This window comes from Pseudofrankia asymbiotica (assembly GCF_001983105.1).
GTDB lineage: Bacteria > Actinomycetota > Actinomycetes > Frankiales > Frankiaceae > Pseudofrankia > Pseudofrankia asymbiotica.
In genome coordinates this window covers 69,258-87,870 of sequence record NZ_MOMC01000015.1, presented here as the reverse complement: position 1 = coordinate 87,870, position 18,613 = coordinate 69,258, and the positions used below count along the sequence as shown (strand labels likewise).

General features: G+C 71.4%; 19 protein-coding genes. 8 read left to right on the top strand and 11 right to left on the bottom strand.

The genetic code is table 11. From position 1 onward, the window contains the following. Positions 1-30: 30 nt before the first annotated feature. A complete protein-coding gene (locus BL253_RS08340) occupies positions 31-1,641 on the top strand; it encodes a flavin-containing monooxygenase (RefSeq protein ID WP_076815157.1) in 1,611 nt (536 codons plus the stop codon). A 157-nt stretch (positions 1,642-1,798) separates the two neighbouring features. Then, complete coding sequence (locus BL253_RS08335; RefSeq protein ID WP_076815155.1) at positions 1,799-2,893, top strand: NDMA-dependent alcohol dehydrogenase; 1,095 nt, start codon at positions 1,799-1,801, stop codon at positions 2,891-2,893. A gap of 108 nt (positions 2,894-3,001) precedes the next feature. Here the strand turns inward: BL253_RS08335 and BL253_RS08330 are convergent, their stop codons facing one another. The 3 genes from BL253_RS08330 to BL253_RS08320 are packed head-to-tail and all read right to left on the bottom strand — an operon-like array spanning position 3,002 to position 6,605. Then, positions 3,002-4,219: an NAD(P)/FAD-dependent oxidoreductase gene (locus BL253_RS08330; protein WP_081438109.1), complete on the bottom strand. Its 1,218-nt coding sequence runs from the start codon at positions 4,217-4,219 to the stop codon at positions 3,002-3,004. Positions 4,220-4,222: 3 nt separating this feature from the next. Then, the gene (locus BL253_RS08325; protein ID WP_076815153.1) at positions 4,223-5,386 is read right to left on the bottom strand and encodes an acyl-CoA dehydrogenase family protein; all 1,164 of its coding nucleotides are present in this window, start codon (positions 5,384-5,386) and stop codon (positions 4,223-4,225) included. A gap of 25 nt (positions 5,387-5,411) precedes the next feature. Continuing rightward, positions 5,412-6,605: a CaiB/BaiF CoA transferase family protein gene (locus BL253_RS08320; RefSeq protein WP_076815151.1), complete on the bottom strand. Its 1,194-nt coding sequence runs from the start codon at positions 6,603-6,605 to the stop codon at positions 5,412-5,414. 245 nt (positions 6,606-6,850) lie between these two features. Between BL253_RS08320 and BL253_RS08315 the strand changes: the two genes are divergently transcribed. Beyond that, entirely contained in the window at positions 6,851-7,399 is a 549-nt protein-coding gene (locus BL253_RS08315) for an HtaA domain-containing protein (protein ID WP_076815149.1), read from the top strand. On the opposite strand, the gene BL253_RS08310 is transcribed toward BL253_RS08315, so the two are convergent. Next, positions 7,386-8,351: an SDR family NAD(P)-dependent oxidoreductase gene (locus BL253_RS08310; RefSeq protein WP_081438108.1), complete on the bottom strand. Its 966-nt coding sequence runs from the start codon at positions 8,349-8,351 to the stop codon at positions 7,386-7,388. The genes BL253_RS08315 and BL253_RS08310 overlap by 14 nt on opposite strands. Before the next feature lie 97 nt (positions 8,352-8,448). Here BL253_RS08310 and BL253_RS08305 point away from each other — a divergent pair, with 97 nt between their 5' ends. The 3 genes from BL253_RS08305 (at position 8,449) to BL253_RS08295 (ending at position 10,941) form a co-directional block, all read left to right on the top strand. Next, on the top strand, positions 8,449-8,964 hold the full coding sequence (locus BL253_RS08305; RefSeq protein WP_076815147.1) for an SDR family oxidoreductase: 516 nt from the start codon (positions 8,449-8,451) through the stop codon (positions 8,962-8,964). Between the two features lie 83 nt (positions 8,965-9,047). Continuing rightward, complete coding sequence (locus BL253_RS08300; RefSeq protein ID WP_076815145.1) at positions 9,048-10,445, top strand: FAD-dependent oxidoreductase; 1,398 nt, start codon at positions 9,048-9,050, stop codon at positions 10,443-10,445. Between the two features lie 127 nt (positions 10,446-10,572). Then, positions 10,573-10,941 carry a TraR/DksA C4-type zinc finger protein gene (locus BL253_RS08295; protein WP_076815143.1) on the top strand — a complete coding sequence of 123 codons (369 nt, stop codon included), beginning with the start codon at positions 10,573-10,575 and terminating at the stop codon, positions 10,939-10,941. A 117-nt stretch (positions 10,942-11,058) separates the two neighbouring features. On the opposite strand, the gene BL253_RS08290 is transcribed toward BL253_RS08295, so the two are convergent. Next, positions 11,059-12,537, bottom strand: coding sequence for a matrixin family metalloprotease (locus BL253_RS08290; protein ID WP_076815141.1), 1,479 nt, complete (start codon positions 12,535-12,537; stop codon positions 11,059-11,061). A 68-nt stretch (positions 12,538-12,605) separates the two neighbouring features. Next, complete coding sequence (locus tag BL253_RS08285; protein WP_076815139.1) at positions 12,606-13,190, bottom strand: hypothetical protein; 585 nt, start codon at positions 13,188-13,190, stop codon at positions 12,606-12,608. Positions 13,191-13,551: 361 nt separating this feature from the next. Between BL253_RS08285 and BL253_RS08280 the strand changes: the two genes are divergently transcribed. Together BL253_RS08280 and BL253_RS41015 are read left to right on the top strand one after the other, a co-directional pair. Continuing rightward, positions 13,552-14,019: a VOC family protein gene (locus BL253_RS08280; protein ID WP_076815137.1), complete on the top strand. Its 468-nt coding sequence runs from the start codon at positions 13,552-13,554 to the stop codon at positions 14,017-14,019. Positions 14,020-14,102: 83 nt separating this feature from the next. Continuing rightward, a complete protein-coding gene (locus BL253_RS41015; protein WP_241834626.1) occupies positions 14,103-14,426 on the top strand; it encodes a nitrilase-related carbon-nitrogen hydrolase in 324 nt (107 codons plus the stop codon). A 21-nt stretch (positions 14,427-14,447) separates the two neighbouring features. Here the strand turns inward: BL253_RS41015 and BL253_RS08270 are convergent, their stop codons facing one another. The 5 genes from BL253_RS08270 to BL253_RS08250 form a co-directional block, all read right to left on the bottom strand. Then, complete coding sequence (locus tag BL253_RS08270; protein WP_241834625.1) at positions 14,448-14,954, bottom strand: hypothetical protein; 507 nt, start codon at positions 14,952-14,954, stop codon at positions 14,448-14,450. Beyond that, complete coding sequence (locus BL253_RS08265; protein WP_241834624.1) at positions 14,951-15,913, bottom strand: metallophosphoesterase family protein; 963 nt, start codon at positions 15,911-15,913, stop codon at positions 14,951-14,953. Before BL253_RS08265 ends, BL253_RS08270 begins: the two co-directional genes overlap by 4 nt. After that, the gene (locus tag BL253_RS08260) at positions 15,910-16,362 is read right to left on the bottom strand and encodes a cupredoxin domain-containing protein (RefSeq protein ID WP_241834623.1); all 453 of its coding nucleotides are present in this window, start codon (positions 16,360-16,362) and stop codon (positions 15,910-15,912) included. The genes BL253_RS08265 and BL253_RS08260 overlap by 4 nt, the downstream gene beginning before the upstream one ends. 487 nt (positions 16,363-16,849) lie before the next feature. Further along, positions 16,850-17,692, bottom strand: coding sequence for a Rieske (2Fe-2S) protein (locus BL253_RS08255; protein ID WP_076815135.1), 843 nt, complete (start codon positions 17,690-17,692; stop codon positions 16,850-16,852). After that, positions 17,689-18,408, bottom strand: coding sequence for an RNA polymerase sigma factor (locus tag BL253_RS08250; protein WP_241834622.1), 720 nt, complete (start codon positions 18,406-18,408; stop codon positions 17,689-17,691). Before BL253_RS08250 ends, BL253_RS08255 begins: the two co-directional genes overlap by 4 nt. Positions 18,409-18,613: the final 205 nt, after the last annotated feature.

The window sequence follows — 18,613 nt, the reverse complement described above, 5'->3', positions numbered from 1 at the left end:
TGCCGCCCGCTCGAACCCAGGAGGAGCTCCGTGCCGGAGTCGCAGCCCGCCGTCACCACGCTCGACGCCCTGGTCGTCGGAGCCGGCGTCTCCGGTATCTACCAGCTCTACACGCTGCGCGAGCGGGGCCTTGACGCCCAGATGGTCGAGGCCGGCAGCGGCGTGGGCGGCGTGTGGTACTGGAACCGCTACCCGGGCGCCCGGTTCGACTCCGAGAGCTACGCCTACGGCTACTTCTTCTCGCGCGAGCTCATCGACGAATGGGACTGGAGCGAGGAGTACGCCGGCCAGCCCGAGACCGAGCGCTACCTCAACTACGCGGTGGACAAGTTCGACCTCCGCCGGCTGATCAACCTCGAACAGCGGGTCACGTCAGCGGAATGGGACGCCGACGACGCACGCTGGACGGTCACGACCCAGAGCGGGCGCGTCTGGCGGCCGCGCCACCTGGTCACGGCGCTGGGGATCCTCTCGGCGCCGGCTTTCCCCAGCGCCCCAGGCCTGGACGACTACCGCGGCGAGCGAGCGCACACCGGGCTGTGGCCGGCCGAGGGCATCGACTTCACCGGCAAGAAGGTGGCCGTCATCGGCACCGGCTCGAGCGGCGTACAGATCATCCCTTTCGTCGCGCGGGACGCCGAGAAGCTGGTGGTCTTCCAGCGCAGCCCCAACTGGTGCACGCCGATCAACAACTTCGCCATCAGCCCCGAGCGCATGGCCGACATCCGCGGCCGCATCGACGAGATCTGGGAGACGACACAGCTCTCACCGTCCGGTTCCATGCACCGGCCGATGTCGGAGTCCTCCCTGGACATGGATCCCGAGGAACGGCGTCGTCACTTCGACCGGCTCTACGACTCCCCCGGTCTGATCATGGCGTTGGCCAACTTCCGCGACGTCGCCCTGGACAAGCGCGCCAACGACAACGCCACCGCCTACATCGCCGAGCGGATCCGGGCCCGCGTGAACGACCCCGAGCTCGCCGAGCGGCTCATTCCCAAGGACCACGGCTTCGGGCAGAAGCGCCCGCCGCTCGAGAACGGCTACTACGAGGTCTTCAACGAGCCGCACGTGTCGCTGGTCTCCACCGGCGACGAGCCCATCATCCGGTTCACCGAGACCGGCATCGAGACCGTCCGCGGCCACTACGACCTGGATGTGATCGTCTTCGCGACCGGCTTCGAGGCGGTGGTCGGCTCCTACAACCGCGTCGACATCCGCGGCCGGGACGGGCTGAGCCTGCGCGACCACTGGGAGGCGGGACCGCGGACCTACCTCGGCCTCACCGTCGCCGGCTTCCCCAACCTCTTCCTGGTCGGCGGGCCGCAGAGCACCACCGGCAACATCCCCCGCGCCACCGACTTCCAGGCCGACTGGGTCGCCACGACCATCGCCCGGATGCGGGAGCGCGGCGAGACCACCGTCGAGCCGACCGCCGCCGCCGAGGACGCGTGGATCGACCACGTGAACGGAGGGATCGTCGGCACCCTGATGGAGACGGCGGAGTCGTGGGCGTTCGGGTCCAACGTGCCCGGCCGCAAGCGCGCCTACCTGCTGTACGCCGGCGGCCTGCCCCAGTACCGCGAGCGGGTCAGGGCCGCCACCGATGACGACTACCGCGGGCTCTCGTTCTCGTCGTGACTCGTCCTGAGCCCTTCCTCCAGCCCTTTTCTCCCCTGCCCCGGCATCGCCACGGCGGCGCCCTGGCGGAGCTCTGGCGGAGCTCCAGGCATCTTTCCCTTCTTCGATCGACATAGCGACGGCACGGCCCGTCTCCGCGGGCCGGCGGGAGGCAGACATGAGTACAAGAGCGGCAATCCTGTGGGCCACGGGCGAGAAATGGAGCGTCGAGGACGTCGAGCTGGCGGACCCGGGCCCCGGTCAGGTACGGGTCCGGATCCACGCCACCGGCCTGTGTCACTCCGACGACCACRCGGTCACCGGCGACATGCCGACCCCGCTCCCCCTCGTCGGCGGTCATGAGGGCGCCGGCGTCGTCGAGGCGATCGGCCCGGGTGTCACCCGGGTCGTGCCGGGTGACCATGTGGTCCTGATCTTCCAGCCACCGTGCGGCCACTGCCGCAACTGCGCGCGCGGCCGGTCCAACCTCTGCCTCAACGCCTCCCTCCAGGAGTACGGCGCCAGCAAGTCGTTCCGGGCCCGCGGGCAGGACATCGCGGCGACCGGTGACCTGGGCACCTTCGCCGATGTCACCGTCGTCTCCGAGCGCTGCATGGTGAAGATGGGGAAGGACATCCCCTTCAACGTCGCCTCGCTGCTCGGCTGCGCCGTCACCACCGGGTGGGGCGCGGCGGTCTACCTCGCCGAGATCGAGCCCGGCGACAACGTGGTGGTCATCGGCAGCGGCGGCGTCGGCATCAACTCGGTCCAGGGGGCCAGGAACGCCGGCGCGAACATGATCATTGCTGTGGACACCGTCGAGCTGAAGCGTCAGAAGGCGCTCGAGTTCGGCGCCACGCACGCGGTCGGCTCGGTCGCGGAGGCCAGCGCGCTGCTCGCCGAGAACACCGGCGGGCGGATGGCCGACGCGGCGATCCTGTCGGTGGGCGTGGGCGACGCCAGCAAGCTGGGCGAGATCATCGACCTCACCGGCCCGGCGGGCACGACGGTGGTCACCTCGGTCTCGCCGTTCGCCTCCACCACCGTCGACATGAACCTCGCGCTGTTCACGCTGGCGCAGAAGACCCTGCGCGGCAACGTGTACGGCGGCGTCCAGGTGCACCGCGACATCCCGCGGCTGCTCGACCTGTACCGGCAGGGCCACCTCAAGCTCGACGAGCTGATCACCCAGACCTACACCCTGGACCAGATCAACGAGGGGTACGCCGACATGCACGCCGGCAAGAACATCCGCGGCGTCATCGAGTTCTGACCACGGCGTCGGCACGCGGCGACCAACACGCCGCCGAGTGTCGACGAACCGCTCGACGAGCGGGGTCCCGCGCACCGGTGCGCGGGACCCCGCTCGTCGGCTTTCCGCTCAGGCGCGCGCGGCCTCCAGCTCCGTGGTGAGCCGCCGCAGGTAGACCCCCATCCGCCTGGGCATGCCCAGCAACAGCACGCCGACGAGCGTGCCGTCGCGGCGGTAGCCGATCGCCGCGTCGCCGGCGAGGTCACCCTCCAGCACCTCCACCTCGGTCCCGAGGCCAGGCTGGCCGAGCGCGCGCAGGCTCACCGCGGCCTGGTCGGACCAGAACGTCGGGACGGTGCGGAACGGCTGCTCCGGCGGCGTGCCGGTGAGGTCCGCGACCAGGGTGGCCGCGGCGTACATGCCGGTGTCGACGGCGACCTGCCAGTGCTCGACGCGCCGAGGGGCCCCGTCGTAGAGCGCGTTGGGGAAGCGCGCCACGTCGCCCACGCCGACCGTGCGCGGCCGGCCGCCGAGCCGCAGGAACCCGTCACAGGCCACGCCGTCCGCGAGGTCCAGGCCGTTGCCCTCGAGCCAGTCGGTCGCCGGCCGCGAGCCGATCGCCTCCACCACCACATCGGCGTCGAGCCTGGTGCCGTCGGAGAGGACGACGCCACTCCCGTCGACCGCGTCGACGCCGAGGCCGAGATGGAAGAAGACTCCGGCGTCGGCGTGCCGGCGGCGCAGCTCCGCTCCGACCATCGGCCCCAGCGGCACCCGCATCGGCACGTCGTCGATGGCCACGACGCAGACCTGGCAGCCCCGGGACAGCGCGGTGGCGGCCACCTCGCAGCCGATGAACCCGGCGCCGATCACGACCACCCGGGCACCGGGTGTCAGTCGTTCGCCCAGCGCGAGCGCGTCGTCGAGGGTGCGCAGCACGGTCCGCGGCCCGCCGACGGAGTCCGGCAGCCGCCGTGGGCGGACGCCGGTCGCGGCGACCAGTCCTTCGTAGGCCAGCTCGGTCCCGTCGTCGAGGGTCACCGTGCCACGGTCGAGGTCCGCGGCCACCGCCCGGCGCCCCAGCCGCCACTCGGTCGGGTGCTCGCAGGCGCGGCGGCGCAGCTCGACGCTCGCGTGGTCGCCGCCCTCGAGGAGCAGCTTCTTCGACAGCGGCGGACGCGTGTACGGCATGTGCGCCTCGTCGCCGACGACAGTGACGAGCCCTTCCCAGCCGTGCCGGCGCAGCCCCTCGGCGGTGCGCAGGCCGGCCAGTCCCGCGCCGACCACGACGATGCCGGCGGCGCCGCCGGTGCCGGCGTGCGGCCGCTCGGCTGGCGGAAAAGTCACCGCTCAGCCCTTCTGGGCCCGCGAGACGAGCTGGCTGACGATGACGTTGCGCTGGATCTCGTTCGTTCCCTCGCCGACGATCATCAGAGGCGCGTCGCGGAAGTAGCGCTCGACGTCGTACTCGGTCGAGTAGCCGTAGCCGCCGTGCACCCGCACCGCGTCCAGCGCGATCTTCATCGCCGCCTCGGACGCGAAGAGCTTGGCCATGCCGGCTTCCATGTCGACCCGCCGGCCGGCGTCGAACTCCCGGGCGGCGTACAGCGTCAGCTGGCGCGCCGCCTCGAGACTGGTGGCCATGTCGGCGAGCAGGTTGCCGACCGACTGGTGCTTCCAGATCGGCTTGCCGAACGACTCACGGGTCTGCGCGTAGGCGAGCGCGTCCTCGTACGCCGCTCGCCCGACACCGAGGGCCCGGGCGGCGACCTGCAGGCGGCCGGTCTCGAGCCCCTTCATCATCTGCCCGAACCCCCGGCCCGGTTCCCCGCCCAGCACACTGCTCAGGGGGGCGCGGTAGTCGTCGAAGGTGACCTCGCAGCTCTCCACGCCCTTGTAGCCGAGCTTGGGCAGGTCACGCGACACGGTCATCCCGTCGCCGGGCTCGACGAGCAGCACCGACATCCCGCGCGAGGCCGGCCGCGCCGCCGGGTCGGTCTTGCACAGCAGGGCGGTCAGCCCGGCCCTGCGGGCGTTGCTGATCCAGGTCTTGGCGCCGCTGACGCGGTACTCCCCGTCGACCTCCCTGGCCGTGGTGCGCAGGGCTTGCAGGTCCGAGCCGCCCTGGGGCTCTGTGAGCGCCATCGTGGCGCGCACCTCGCCGGTGGCCAGCCGGGGCAGCCAGGCGTCCTTCTGGTCCTGGGTACCGAACGTGCTGATCAGCTTCACGACGACGGTGTGGCCGCCCATCGCGCCGGCCAGGCTCATCCAGCCGCGGGCGAGCTCCTCGGTGACGAGGACGTAGCACTGCATGCTGACCGCGACGCCGCCGTACTCCTCGGGGACCGCGAGGCCGTAGATGCCCAGCTCCTTCATCTGTTCGATGAGTGCCTCGGGGTAGACGTTCCCGTGTTCCAACCGCTGGACCACCGGCTTGACCTGCTTGTCGACGAACTCCGCGACGGTGGTGATGATCGCGTGTTCGTCCTCGTCAAGAGCTCCCAGGTGCCCCATTGCGTCTCCTCTTCGGACGGGTCGGTCAGACGACGCCGGCGTCGTGCAGCCGCGCGATCGCGTCGACGCCGAGGCCGAGCTCGGCGAGCAGCGCGTCGGTGTGCTGGCCCAGGTCCGGTACGTCGCCCATCACCGGCACGGTGCCGGCCAGGCCGATCGGTGGCAACAACGCGCGGAACGGGCCGCCGGGAGCCCGTACCTCGCGCCAGCGGTCGCGTTCGCGCAGCACCGGGTGGTCGAGGAAGTCGGCGACCTGGTTGAGGGGTGCGTTCGCGATGCGCAGCCGGTCGAGCAGCTCGACCGCCTCCGCGCCGGTGCGCCGGGCGAACGCCGCCGCGACGTGCTCGTCGAGCTCGCCGCGATGGGCGACGCGGTCGGTCCCGGTACGGAACCGTGGGTCATCGGCKAGCGCCGCGTTCTCGAGGAACTCGGCGCAGAAGGCCCGCCACTCGACGTCGTTCTGGATCGAGAACAGGACCTCGCCGCCGTCGGCGGCGGCATAGGCGCCGTACGGCGCGATGGTGGCGTGGTGGGTGCCCAGGCGCGGCGGCTGGGCACCGGTGAACTCGGTGTAGTAGGCCGGCTGGCTCATCCACTCGGCCAGCGCGTCGAACAGCGACACCTCGACCGGCCGGGCCACGCCCGTGGTCGCCCGGGAGAGCAGGGCCGCGAGGACACCGGAGAAGGCGTACATCCCGGCCGCGATGTCGGCCACCGAGATCCCGACCCGGGCGCCCGCCTGGGGGCTGCCGGTGATCGAGACCAGGCCGGTCTGGCACTGCATCAGCAGGTCGTATGCCTTGCGTCGCGACCACGAACCGGAGCTGCCGTAGCCGTTGATCGCGCAACCGACCAGCCGCGGGTTGAGCTCGGCCAGTGCGTCGACGCCGAACCCGAGCCGGTCCACGGCGCCGGGACCGAGGTTGTGCACGAAGACGTCGGCCCTGGCGAGGAGGTCGCCGAGCACCTCCCGCCCTTCGGGCGCCTTGACGTCCAGCGTGACGGACTCCTTGCCCCGGTTGAGCCAGACGAAGTAGCTCGACAGCCCGTGCACGGCGCGGTCGTAGCCGCGGGCGAAGTCACCGGCCCCGGGCCGCTCGATCTTGATCACCCGGGCGCCGAGGTCCGCCAGCTGCCGGGTGGCGAACGGCGCGGCCACGGCCTGCTCCAGGCCCACCACCAGGACGCCCTCGAGCGGACGTGCTGTCGTGTCGGGCATGGTCGATACCTTACCTACTATTGTTCTCTTATGATGGTGCAATAGATCACGCGACAACGTGAGCCGCGAGGAGCCCCGCCGAAGGCCCACGAGCGACCGCCGGGAGTCACCTCTCGCCAACCGGCCGGCACGCCGGGGGCCAGGATGATCCAGGATGTCGCCGACCCGCCCCCCTGCCGCCGGCCCTCGCCGTGTCGTGCGCCGTTGTGTCAGCATGACAGGCGAGCACTACTGGAGGAGCGCACATGGACGCCGGGACCGAGCCGCCCGCCACCACCCCCAGCCCCGACGCGGCGCCCAAAGGACTCGTGCATGGCCTGCGGTGGGGGTTGAAGAGGTCCTTCATCGACTACGTGCGCCGGATGCCGGACGGCCGGGGGTCGGTCGGCGACGGGGCGGTACCGGTCGGGTCGGGTGACCTGTTCTACCAGCACGACGCCGCGCGCAGCACCGACGGGAGCTCCGGCGGCCCGCGGGTGTGGGCGTTCCGGGGCGACGTCCGGTTCAGCGGCCACTTCGGGATGCTCTTCGTGCGGGTCGCGAACCCGTGGCTGGAGATCGACGGCAGCACCGCCGTGCTCAGCATCGAGGACCCGGGTGCCCGGGACGACGCGCCACGGGTGCGGCTGGTGACCGCGACGCTGCAGCACCTCGGGGACCGCGACGGCACCGAGCTGTGGGGCAGCGACGACGTCGCGCTCACCGCCGAGGGCGTGGCCATCTTCAACGACGTGTACGCCGAGGGCGAGCCGTTCGAGCCGCTGATGGTGCAGCTCCCGGTCAGCGCGGGCTGATCCCCGGCGGGCTTGTCGGCACGGCCGCGCGCACCCGGGCGTGCCGCTCGTCCAGCAACGGCCCGACCACCGGGTCCGTGAAGATCACCTCGCGGCCGGCCAGGACGCCCTCCAACGCGAGCGCGGCGACCTCGCCGGGCTGGCGGGCGGCCGCGAGCCCGTGGTCGGCGAACGGGTCGTCGGGCGGATCCTCCCGGGTGCGCGCGAACCTGGCCGGCCGGACGTCCTCGCAGGTACCGATGTCGGTGTGCACCGCCGACGGCGCCAGCACCGTCACGCCGACCCGGGTCGAAGCGAGCTCGAGCCGYAGCGTCTCGCTGAGTCCGACGACGGCGTACTTGGCCGCCGAGTAGAGCGCGCTGTTGCGGTTGGGGATGTACCCGTTCATGGAGGCGGTGTTCAGGACGTGGCCCGGGCGCCCCGAGGCGACCATGCCGGGCAGGAACTCCTCGATCCCGTGGATCGTGCCCCACAGGCAGACCCCGAGCACCCACTCCCAGTCCTCGTGCGTCGCGGTGACGGCATGGCGGGGTGTGAACACGCCGGCGTTGTTGCAGAGCAGCTGAACTCCGCCAGGTGACCAGGCCGCGACGGCCCGCCCGAGGTCGGCGACCTCGGCCCGGGAGCTCACGTCGCAGCGGACGCCCAGCGCGCGGGCGCCGCCGGCGGACAGCCGCGCGGCCATCCTCTCGACGTCGCTGCCGCGGATGTCCACCGCGACCACGGCCGCTCCGGCGGCCGCCAGCCGGGTGGCCAGCGCCCGGCCGATCCCGCGCGCGGCTCCGGTGACGACGGCGGTGATGCCCTCGAAACCGCTCAGGCTCACCGTTCCACCCCCATCGCCCGCGAGCGCCGCGGTCTCCTCGGCCAGGTAGCGGCGCGACACCGCGGCCAGGGCCGGGACGTCGTCGGACCCCGGGACCAGGTGACCCCGGTAGTGCCGCCAGCGCACGCGACTCCCTCCTGTCGAGGCACTCCCATGGCCTCACTATTGCGACTAGTGTCAACTGCACGATTGCAAAGCAATAACAGGAAGGTAGCAACCAGACATGGGACGTGTCAGCGGCAAGGTCGCGTTCATCACCGGGGCCGCGCGGGGCCAGGGCCGCGCGCACGCGGTCCGGCTGGCCGAGGAGGGCGCGGACGTCATCGCCGTCGACCTCTGCGCCGACGTGCCCGAKATGGCCTACCCCGGCGGGACCGAGGCCGAGCTCGCCGAGACGGCGCGACTGGTCGAGAAGAGCGGCCGGCGGGTCGTGGCCCGCAGGGCCGACGTGCGCAGCCTCGCCCAGTTGGAGGCGGCCCTCGACGCGGGCATGGCCGAGCTCGGCCGGCTCGACACCCCGATGATCCACAACGAGTTCATGTACCGCCGGGCACGGCCCGACCTGGACAACCCCGGCCGCGACGACCTGGCCGCGGCGTCCCTGTCCCGGATGGCGATGCCGGTGCCGTGGGTGGACCCGGTCGACGTCTCGCACGCCGTGGTGTTCCTGGCCTCCGACGAGTCCCGCTACGTGACCGGGCTGGCGATGACCGTGGACGCCGGCATCAGCATCGCCTGATCCGGTCGCGACGGCAGTCGTCTAATTGTTCTCCAAGCTTGTTATTCTCCTGACGATATTATTGCTCGATAGCGGGAGCGTCGATGACCACTACTGACGGCAGCGGTACCTTCGGCCGCGTCCTCGTGATAGGCGGCAGCGTCGCCGGTACCCTTGCCGCCGCCGCGGTGGCGCCCCACTTCGACGAGGTGCTGCTCCTCGACCGGGACGTGCTGCCCGAGGAGGCGGCGTTCCGCAAGGGCGTACCGCAGGGCGCCCACTTCCACGCGCTCCTCGCCGCCGGCCGCGAGGCCATGGACGAGCTGCTGCCCGGTTTCTCCGAGCACGCCGTCGCGTTGGGCGCGGCCCGGCTCGACTCGGCCTACGACGTGATGCGGCTCGACCGGGTGGGCTGGTCACCGCGGTTCGCGTCGACCCTCGAGTTCCTCATGGCCAGCCGGCCACTGATCGAGAAGGCGCTGCGGGACAGGGCCCAGCTGCTGCCCGAGGTCCGGTACGAGCCCGGGGCCGAGGTCATCGGACTGGTCGCGGCGGACGGCCGGGTCACCGGCGTACGCCTCCTGGACGGGCGGGAGCTCACGGCCGACCTCGTCATCGACGCGAGCGGCCGGTCCTCGCGGGCCGTCGTGTGGCTGGCCGAGCTCGGCTACTTGGCTCCGACGGAGGAGGTCGTCAACGCGCACTGGGGCTACTCCTCGACGTTCCTGAGGGTGCCGGAGAACTGGAGCCCCGGATTCCGCGCCCTCGCCGTCACGCCCTTCGGCGAGGGAGCGCTGTCCCCCGCGGCGGCCTCACGCGCGATGGCGATGTGGGTGGTCGAGGGTGAGCGTCGTTGGATCCTCACCGTCCAGGGCTCGGCCGGCGATCACCCGCCGCGCAAGGAGCAGGACCTGCGCGCGTTCGTCTCCTCCATCGGCGTACCCGAGCTCGACAAGGCGCTGGAGGAGGTCGAGTTCCCCGAGCCGATCTCGATATGGCGTGACACCCGCAGCCGGCTGCGGGACTTCGCCGGCCAGCCCCGGCGGCCGGAGGGTTTCCTCGCCATCGGCGACGCCTGGATGGGGTTCAACCCCGTCTACGGCCAGGGCATGACCGCCGCGGCCCTGGAGGCGCGCGACCTGCGCGACGAGCTGGCCACGCACCTGACCGAGCACCCGGGCGACCTGACCGGGCTGCCCGCGCGCTTCTACGCCAAGGCCGACGAGCTGATCAAGTACTGCTGGAACTCCTCCAACGCCCTGGACCATCGCATCCCGGGCGTCGAGTACACCGTGGACGGCGAACCGCGGCAGGTCGACCCGAGCTCGTCGGACTTCTCCGACCGTCTCGCGGCGTACATGGCGCAGGACCCGGACCGCTACATCCGCTATCGCGAGACCACCCAGCTGCTGCGCTCGCCGGAGTGGCTCGCCAGCGAGGAGGTCGTGTCCGCGATCAAGGCGAACTGGGACGAGCTGGGGCGGGCCGTCGTCCCACGCTGAGCAGCTGCCTCCCGCCCACTGACCGAGGCGGGTCTACCCGCCTCGGTCCGGCAGAGGCGATGGGCATCCATACGCCGGACCGCTCCGAGGGGATGACACTCACCTGGATGTAGTCGATCATAGGGCCGTGCCAGAGCAGATCTCCGATCACCTCGACTCTGTCGGCTCCGGCTGGCATCCGCTCCTGGTCCGCCTGCACGAGCAGCTGCTGACCGTCAGCCCCACCTACAGCGTCCAGCAGGTCAAGGAGAAGTACGGCACCCTGCGCGTCCAGCTCTACACCGGCGTGCTGCGCCATTTGAACATGGGAAATACTGACTGGCCCGACCCTGACGAGTCGGCACGCTACAAGGCGGAGGATGACCCGGCGATGGCGCTCATCCACGCCGCCGAGCAGGAGTCAGCTGGAATCTGTGAGGCCTGCGGCAATCCAGGCGAACCCCGTCAACGTGCCTGGATCAAAACCCTCTGCGCCGACTGCGCCGCCCACCGCTGAGCCCGGATCCACCCCGGAGCCACGGGCAGTCGCCGGCCGCCGCCGGAACCCTCATCCCCACGGGCATGACGGTCACCCTGCACGTCCTGCCGCCGTCCGCCGCCCACGGTGCCGGGCTCAGGCGGACGGCGGAGGGAGGGCCTTCCACGTCGAGAAGAAGATGCGTGGGTCGTCACCGTGACCGCGCCACAGCATGTGCAGGTGGTTGTCCCAGGTGACGAGCGAGGGAGCGTGTGAGCTGCCGCGCGCGGCGATGTTCTGCTGGCCGCTCCACACCCCGGAGAAGAACGACACGTACAGCCCGACGTCGCCGGGGACGCCCTTCCAGCCGAGCGCGATCCGGTCACCGAGGACGGCGGCGGTGGGGCCGTGACTCGATCCGATGGGGCGGAGTTCGAGTGCGTCATCCTCAACCGTCATGTAGACCTGGATCATGACCGGTGGGCTCCAGGCTGTCGCGTCCCTGTCCCGCCAGGAGTACGAGATCCAGTAGTCGCCCTCGACGCCCTTCCAGAACAGGTAAAGCCGGTTCCCAAAGCCCAGGATGTACGGGCCGTCGGACGACAAGGCGCCCGGCACGACATTCTGTGGGTCCCAGTCACCGTGATAGGTCGTGAAAAAGATCCGCTGGTCGYCCCCCACCCCGCGCCAGGCCATCCAGATCTGGCCGTCGAACTCGGTGACCGAGGGGCCTCGACTCGTCCCCGGCCCGTCGACGACTATTTGTGGTCCCCATCCATCGTCGAAGGCGAACCGCGTCGAGTAGTAGATCCGCTGGTCGCCCTCGACGCCCTTCCAGGCCATGAAGTAGATCGACTCGCCGTCGGCGACCGTGCGGCGGGTCAGCGACGGATTGTGGGTCGAACCGACGCCGACGATGAGCCGCGATGGCTGCCACTCGCCGTTGTCGAAGGTCGACCAGTAGAGCGAGCGGTTGTCGCCGTCGCCGCGCCAKGCGGCCACCATGCGCGTGGCCTCGGCCTCCCCGACGAAGGTGGGTGCCCCGGCGACGGTCACGGCGGGGCGGTCGTTGGTGGTCCCCAGCACGAACCGCTGCGGCGTCCAGCCGTAGAGCAGTCGCATCGCCTCGGCCGAGGCCGGGTCGATGGTGACGACGCCCTCGCGGTACTTCGGGTACATGATCTCGGCCGGGTCGGGCGAGTGGCCGAGGCCGAGGGCATGGCCCACCTCGTGCAGCGCCGCCGCGCGAAGCGACTGCGCCGTCCACGCCTCGTGCACGTCGAAGACGACGTCGCCTTCCTCGGGTGGCAGGGCGAACGCCTTCACCCCACCGGGGCCGGTGAGATGCGGATCGTCGTCCTCGTCACCGAAGACGAAGGTCAGGTCGCCGGTGCCGGACGTGCGGCGGAAGGAGAAGAAGTTCAGCGACGCCGTCGCCCAGTCGTCGAGGACGCCCGCGATGACGTTCCAGGCGTCTGACTCTGGAATCGCCGCCCCGGTCAGGTTCCCGCCGTAGGTCAGGTCACCGCGCGACCATCGCGCCAGCGACGAGCCGAGGCTCAGCGGCCGAAGCATTCCACCCGCGTCGAGCTGGTCGGGCACGGCGCAGAAGCGATCGGAGAGGTCGGCTCGCACGGTCGAGACGAGCTCGTCGAGCGTCGCGCCCGCCGGAACGGACAGGCTCCAGGCGCGGGCGTAGGCCGTCAGGGCGGTCGACGGTTCGCGTCGCCGCCGAAGCCGAGATCTCGCAGTGTCGTGGCGGTCGTCTTCCTGGCGTCCAGCCGCTCGAGGATCGCCGTGCCCTCGGCCTGGGCGGCCGCGGCGTCGGCGGGCCGGCCGGCGTAGGACAGCCGCGGCGCGAGACGCTGGGACAGCACGGCCGCCAGCCGCCGCGAGGGCTCGTCGGCGGCTGGGTCGGCGGCGGCCAGACTCCGGTAGTAGGCGACCACCCGCTCGGTCGGCGGAATCGACTCGGCCGCCGGTACGAAACCCGCCACCTCGAGAATCCGGTCGTAGAGCGGCCGTGGCGGCATACCGCCGGGATCGTCGATCAGACCAGAGGTGATGGAAATAGCCTCGCGGGCGGTCGCCGCCGCGTCGTCCGGCCGGCCGGCGTAGAAATACAGCGGCGCCAGCCGGTCGGACAATGACCACGCCAGCTGGTCACGGAGAATTCGATTGTCCGGGTCGAGCGCGAGTTCCGCCCGAGACCGCGCGACGAGCGCCTCGGCGTCGTCCAGGTTCGATGTGGCTGCCGCCGGGTCAGTTGCCGTGCCGAGTTCACTCATGGAAACCTGGCACGCCTTCCAGGAGAACAGCTCCGAAACTGAACGTTCGGCTGGACGAGAAATCCGCGGCTGGGCGGCCACGATTTAGGTCAGCTTCGCCCAGTACCTGGCGCCTGTCAACGGAACAATTGGCCACGGCGGGTATCGCCAGAAAGGTACCACCAAGCGGGCCGTCCGCTGAACGGCCAGCGCACGCCCTTGTCCCCCCGGCCCACGACCCACCCGGCCACCTGCCGGCTCGTCGCCGCGGCCGTTCGGTGGTCTCTGGCGCGCGGACGCTCCGAGCTTCACCGATGAGTTCCGCCGGCCCGCCTGGTCTACCCGGACGTACTCGTCGCACCACCGACCTGGAGGCCCCACCGTGACCACCCCCGCGCACCCCGGCCGCACGCTGTTCGTGAACATCCCCGTAGCGAACCTGCAGCGCAGCAAGGCGTTCTTCGCGAAGCTCGGGTTCAGCTTCAACCCGAACTTCACCGACGAGACCGCCGCCTGCATGCTGATCGGCGAACAGGCCAGCGTCATGCTGCTCAGCCACGAGAAGTTCGCCCAGTTCGCGAAGCTGCCGATGGCCGATCCCGCCACGCACACGCTGGCGCTCTACTGCTTCAGCGTGTCGTCCCGCGAGGAGGTCGACGCGGTCGCGCAGGCCGCGCTGGCCGCGGGCGGCGTCGAGGCGGATGGACTGGAGGACTACGGCTTCATGTGCTCCCGCAGCTTCTACGACCTCGATGGCCACGGCTGGCAGGTCATGTGGATGGATCCGGCGGCCCAGAAGGGCCCCGAGGAGTTCGCGACCTCGACGCAGGACGCCGAGGCCCCAGCCTGACCTGACACCGGCGCAGGCCGGCGCCGCCCGCCCCGCTCCGAAACGGCGCGGCAGCGGACCCTGAACTGACGTGCGACGTCCTGGTGCGGGCCAGGGCGATCGAGAACCAGATCCACCTGGTCGCCTGCGACGTCGCGGGCAGCCAGGCCGGCCACGAGATGGCGGGGGCGAGCGTGGTCGTCGACCCCTGGGGCGTGGTCCTCGCCGAGGCGGGCCGCGCGCCCGGCTCCGTCACCGTCACGCTGACCCGCGTCGCCGACAGCGGCACGCCAGCACGGCTCTCCTGCTCGGCCGAGAGTCCCGCTGACGTGCCCGCCTTCCATCTTGACGAGATCACCGTGCACGACGCCGTGCGTACCGAACAGGTTGCCGGCCCGCCGCCGGCCCGTCACCCGCTTCCGCGGTAGCGGGCGCTCACGCGACGGAACTCAGGATCTTCTCGGTGAAGGCGGACGACGCCTCCTGACAGCACGCCAGAGATGATCACGTCGGTGGTAAAGAACGGCGGCGAGGACCGCCAGCACTCCGATCTCGACGACCACGCTGATCGCGGCATCCGGTGAGGGCACGAACCCGTGCTCCTCGAAGCCGGCGACACCACTCGTCCGGGACAGTACGAAGCCGAGCAGCGCGCCGCCGGACAGGCCCGCGGCCAGGATCGACAGCAGGAACGACCCGGGCAACGCGACGCTGACCACGAGCAGGAACGCGACCGCGAACGAACCCGCGGCCTGGACGAGAAAGCCGGGGCCGATGGTGTGGACATAGCGGTAGCCGTGGTCGGCGTACAGGTCGTAGTGGATGTAGCCGCTCCAGGCAAGCAGAGCGGCGACGACGACCTTCACCGCCCCCGAGCCGACGCGCCCCGGCCTTGCCCGGGCGGGCCCCGCCGACCTGCGCCCACGCGGCGTCGGGAGGATCTCCGAGGTGTTCATACGAGCACGCTGTCCTTGATCGCCAGGGTGGTCTGACCCTGGACGTGGTTGACCTCGCGGATGCCGAGCGCGGCCTGAAGCCGGCCGGCCGGCAGCGTCTGCGGCGTCGGCGCCGGGCCGACTCCGGGTCGGGGCAGGGGGTAGGCGGTCGTCGTGGCGCTGTGGAAGGTCACGGTGCCCTCGGTTTTGGTGAACAGCTGGTGGACGTGACCGTTGAGGCAGGTCACCGAGGAGAATCTCCGCAGGTAGCTCAGGGCCTGCGTGGCATCATCGGTGCCCCAGCCCCACGCGGGGTACATGGCAAACAGGGGGATATGGCTGAAAACGATGATCGGCGTGTCGCTGGACAGGCCGGCGACGTCCTTGCGCACGAAGTCGAGCTGGGCCGGGCCGAGGTGGCCGAGCGTCTCCAGGCTCAGCGTGTTGACCAGCGCGATGACGTGGACGTTCTTGATGTCGAAGCTGTACCAGCCATCACCCGCGGAGCCGGCRCCAAAGGTCGACAGGTAGCCCCGGCCGTGGTCATGGATCGCGTCGTGCTCCCCCGGCACCGTGTGCACGCCGCCGGCGCGCACACCACCGAGCATCTGCTTGACCTGGTCGAACTGGGCGGCGGTGGACAGGTGGGTGAGATCGCCGGTGTGCATGACGAAGTCCGGCCGGTAGGGCAACGCGTTGACCTGGTCGATCGCCCGGGAGAACGAGCCGACGACGTCGGGGTTCGCCGATCCGGTGAATCCCAGATGGCTGTCGCTGACCTGGACGAACCGCAGCGTGGCGGCGTCGTCGGTCGCCGCGGCGCTCGGCTGGGTGCCGCCGGCAATCGAGCTGATCACCTCGCCGCCGACGACGCTGAGGGCCACCGCCGCGCCGAACCACGCGCTGTGGCGGGCCAGCTGGCGCCGGGTCATGCCACCCGGCCGGGCCACCTGGGGGTCCCGCTCCACGCCGGCGCTCACGGGGTCACGACCACGGTGCCGACCATGAACGGGTGGATGGTGCACAGGTAGGCGTACTGGCCGGCCTTCGTGAACGTGTACTGGTAGGTCGCCCCCTTGTCGAGGGTCGGCGAGTCCAGGCCCCCACCGTCCTTCGAGGTGACCGTGTGCGGGTCGGAGTCCTGGTTCGTCCAGGTGACCGTCGTGCCGACCTTCACCGTGATGGTCGCCGGGGAGAAGGCGAAGTTCTGGATGGCCACGCTGGTCGCCGACACCGGGCTGCCGGCCGGCGCGGTACCCGTCGCCATCCCGGACATACTCGGCATGGACATCGGCGTCGTGCCACCGCCCGCCCCGGCCTCGGACGCCGCCGCCGGCGTGGACGCCGCCGCGGGGGGCGGCGGCGCCCCGTCCGAGGCACCGCCGCAGGCCGCGAGAACGGGGAGCGCCACCGCCAGAGCGCCGGCCACGAACAGCCGCCGCCCTGGTAGACGCAAACTGGGAGAACACCACATCGTGGACTGCCCTTTTCCGACCCGCCATCGCGGGCCTGTGCCGTGGGCCCACCATTCCGCTTCGTGGGCCGCCACTGTCGTCGCGATTACTGATAGCCGGGGTGGTTACACGGCCCGGCTGTTCTTCCGGTGACATGACCGGTGAGCGAAAGCAATGCGGCGCTGGGCGCCGGTCCTTTGCTGGACGTGCGTGGGCGGGCGCGCCGACAAGCGGCCGACCCGGGCGCAGGAAAACCTCCGCCCTCCACACCCGAGTCCCCTTGCCGACCGTTCCCGGCTGAAGTACTCGCGCGGAAATGGCCGACCGGCCGACAGCCCTGAGCCCAGCCGGCGGCCTCAGGGCTGTCTCATCCCGGAAATCAGGTCGGGATCGCGCAAACATCTGTGGAAGCGGTGGTCAGGCGGCGGGCGGCGAACCATCACGACCCGCCACYGGCGACGGTCACGTCGGTGTCGGTGGGACGTGAACCTGCACGACGCCGTCGACCTCGCGTACGGCGAGACCGGGCAGGGTACGCGGCGGCGTCCGCAGCTGTGAGTGCATGACCTCACCGGTCAGCGCGAAGGTCGTCCGGTGGCAGGGACAGTTCAGTCGTCGCTGCGCCGGGTCCAGGGCCAGGTGACAGCCCTGGTGTGTGCACACGCCCGACGTCCCGTGGACCTGGCCGTCCACCCGCCGCACGAACCCGACCACGGTGCCGGCGTCGAAGGCGCGCACCCCACCTTCCGGCAGGTCCTGGGTGGTGGCGACGGTCCGCCAGATCCCGGCGTCGGGAACCAGGACGCCGCCGGATCCGGCCGAAGGATCCGCTCCCGCCACCGGTGGGTCGGCCCCGTCACCACCGTCCGGCCAGCCCTCGACGACGGCCCGGTCCACTCCGATCCCGATCGCCGCCGATCCGGCCGCGATCGAGGTGACCTGGACGAACCGCCGCCGCGTCCCGCGCCGCCGTCCCCCGGCCCGCGCACCGGCGGCCCCACCGGCGGGCACTCGCCCGGAGACGTCCCGCTCACCGGACCCCGTGCCGGCCAGGGCCGGCCCGGCCGCGTCGGTCCCCGCCGCCAGCCCGAGGCTGGCCGCGGCGTCGGCGCGGCGGGTCTCGAGCAGACGCCGGTGCAGCTGCTCGACGAACTCCTCGCTCGGTTCGTCACCGCCGGGCCGGGCGGCTCGCAGCGTGATCGCCGCCCGCAGCAGGGCGGCGTCCTCCGGGGTGGCGTCGAACGGCCGGGGCCGACGGTGGCCAAGCAGATCCTCGACGAACCGGCGCAGTCCCTGGCTGTTCACGCGGTCACCTCGCCGGCGAGCCGGGCAGCCTGGCGCAGCGCGCGGTGCTGGAGGACCTTCGCGTTCCCGACCGTGATGCCGAGCTCGTCGGCGGCCTCCCGCAACGTGCAGGCCTCCAGGAAGCGAAGCCGCAGGATATCGGCGTACCGCTCGGGCAGGGCGACGAGGATCGCCTCCGCCCGGGACACGCTGTCCGCCACCGGGCCGGCCCGGCCGGCAGCCTGCGCCGGCATGCCGGCGGCGGCGAGCATCGTCTGCGCGGTCGCCTCGTCGAGCGTGGTGACGGCGACGCCCAGGGTGCGACGCCAGTGCGCGGCGAGCACCGTGCGCGCGGTCGCGACCAGGTACGCCCGCACCTCACCGACGGTGGCCGACACGCGAAGGGGGCGCAGCGCCGCCATGAAGACCTCGGCCGTCAGGTCCTCCGCGTCCGGCCGATTCCCCACCTTCGCGAACATGATCTTGTACACCCGCCCCACGTTGTCGCGATAGATCTCCTCCCAGCCGGGATAGACGTCGTCGGGCACCACTCGCAGCCGCGGCGGATCGGGGCGCCCGGAGACCTCGGCGCCGGCTCGACCACCGCCAGGACCGATGCCCGCGTCTCCATGGGCGTCATCGCCATGCCCGGCACCCGAGGCGGGGCCGCCGGTACCGCCGGCCACCTCCTCGCCGATCGAGGTCCGGCGTCGGACCCACACCCGACCGCCCGCCACCAGTCGCCACCGCCCCACAGTCCGCCATCGTCGCCGGTCTACCGCCTCACCCCAACAGATAGGCCGGGGGGTTACAGGGGATCCGTTCCGTCGCTCGCCCACAGGCAACTGAGCCGAGTTTCGTGCGCCTCGCTCGTGGCCGGGACGCACCTCGCGGTAACCAGGTCCGGCGCGGGCCACCGCGACGGCCGAACGCGACAGCCCT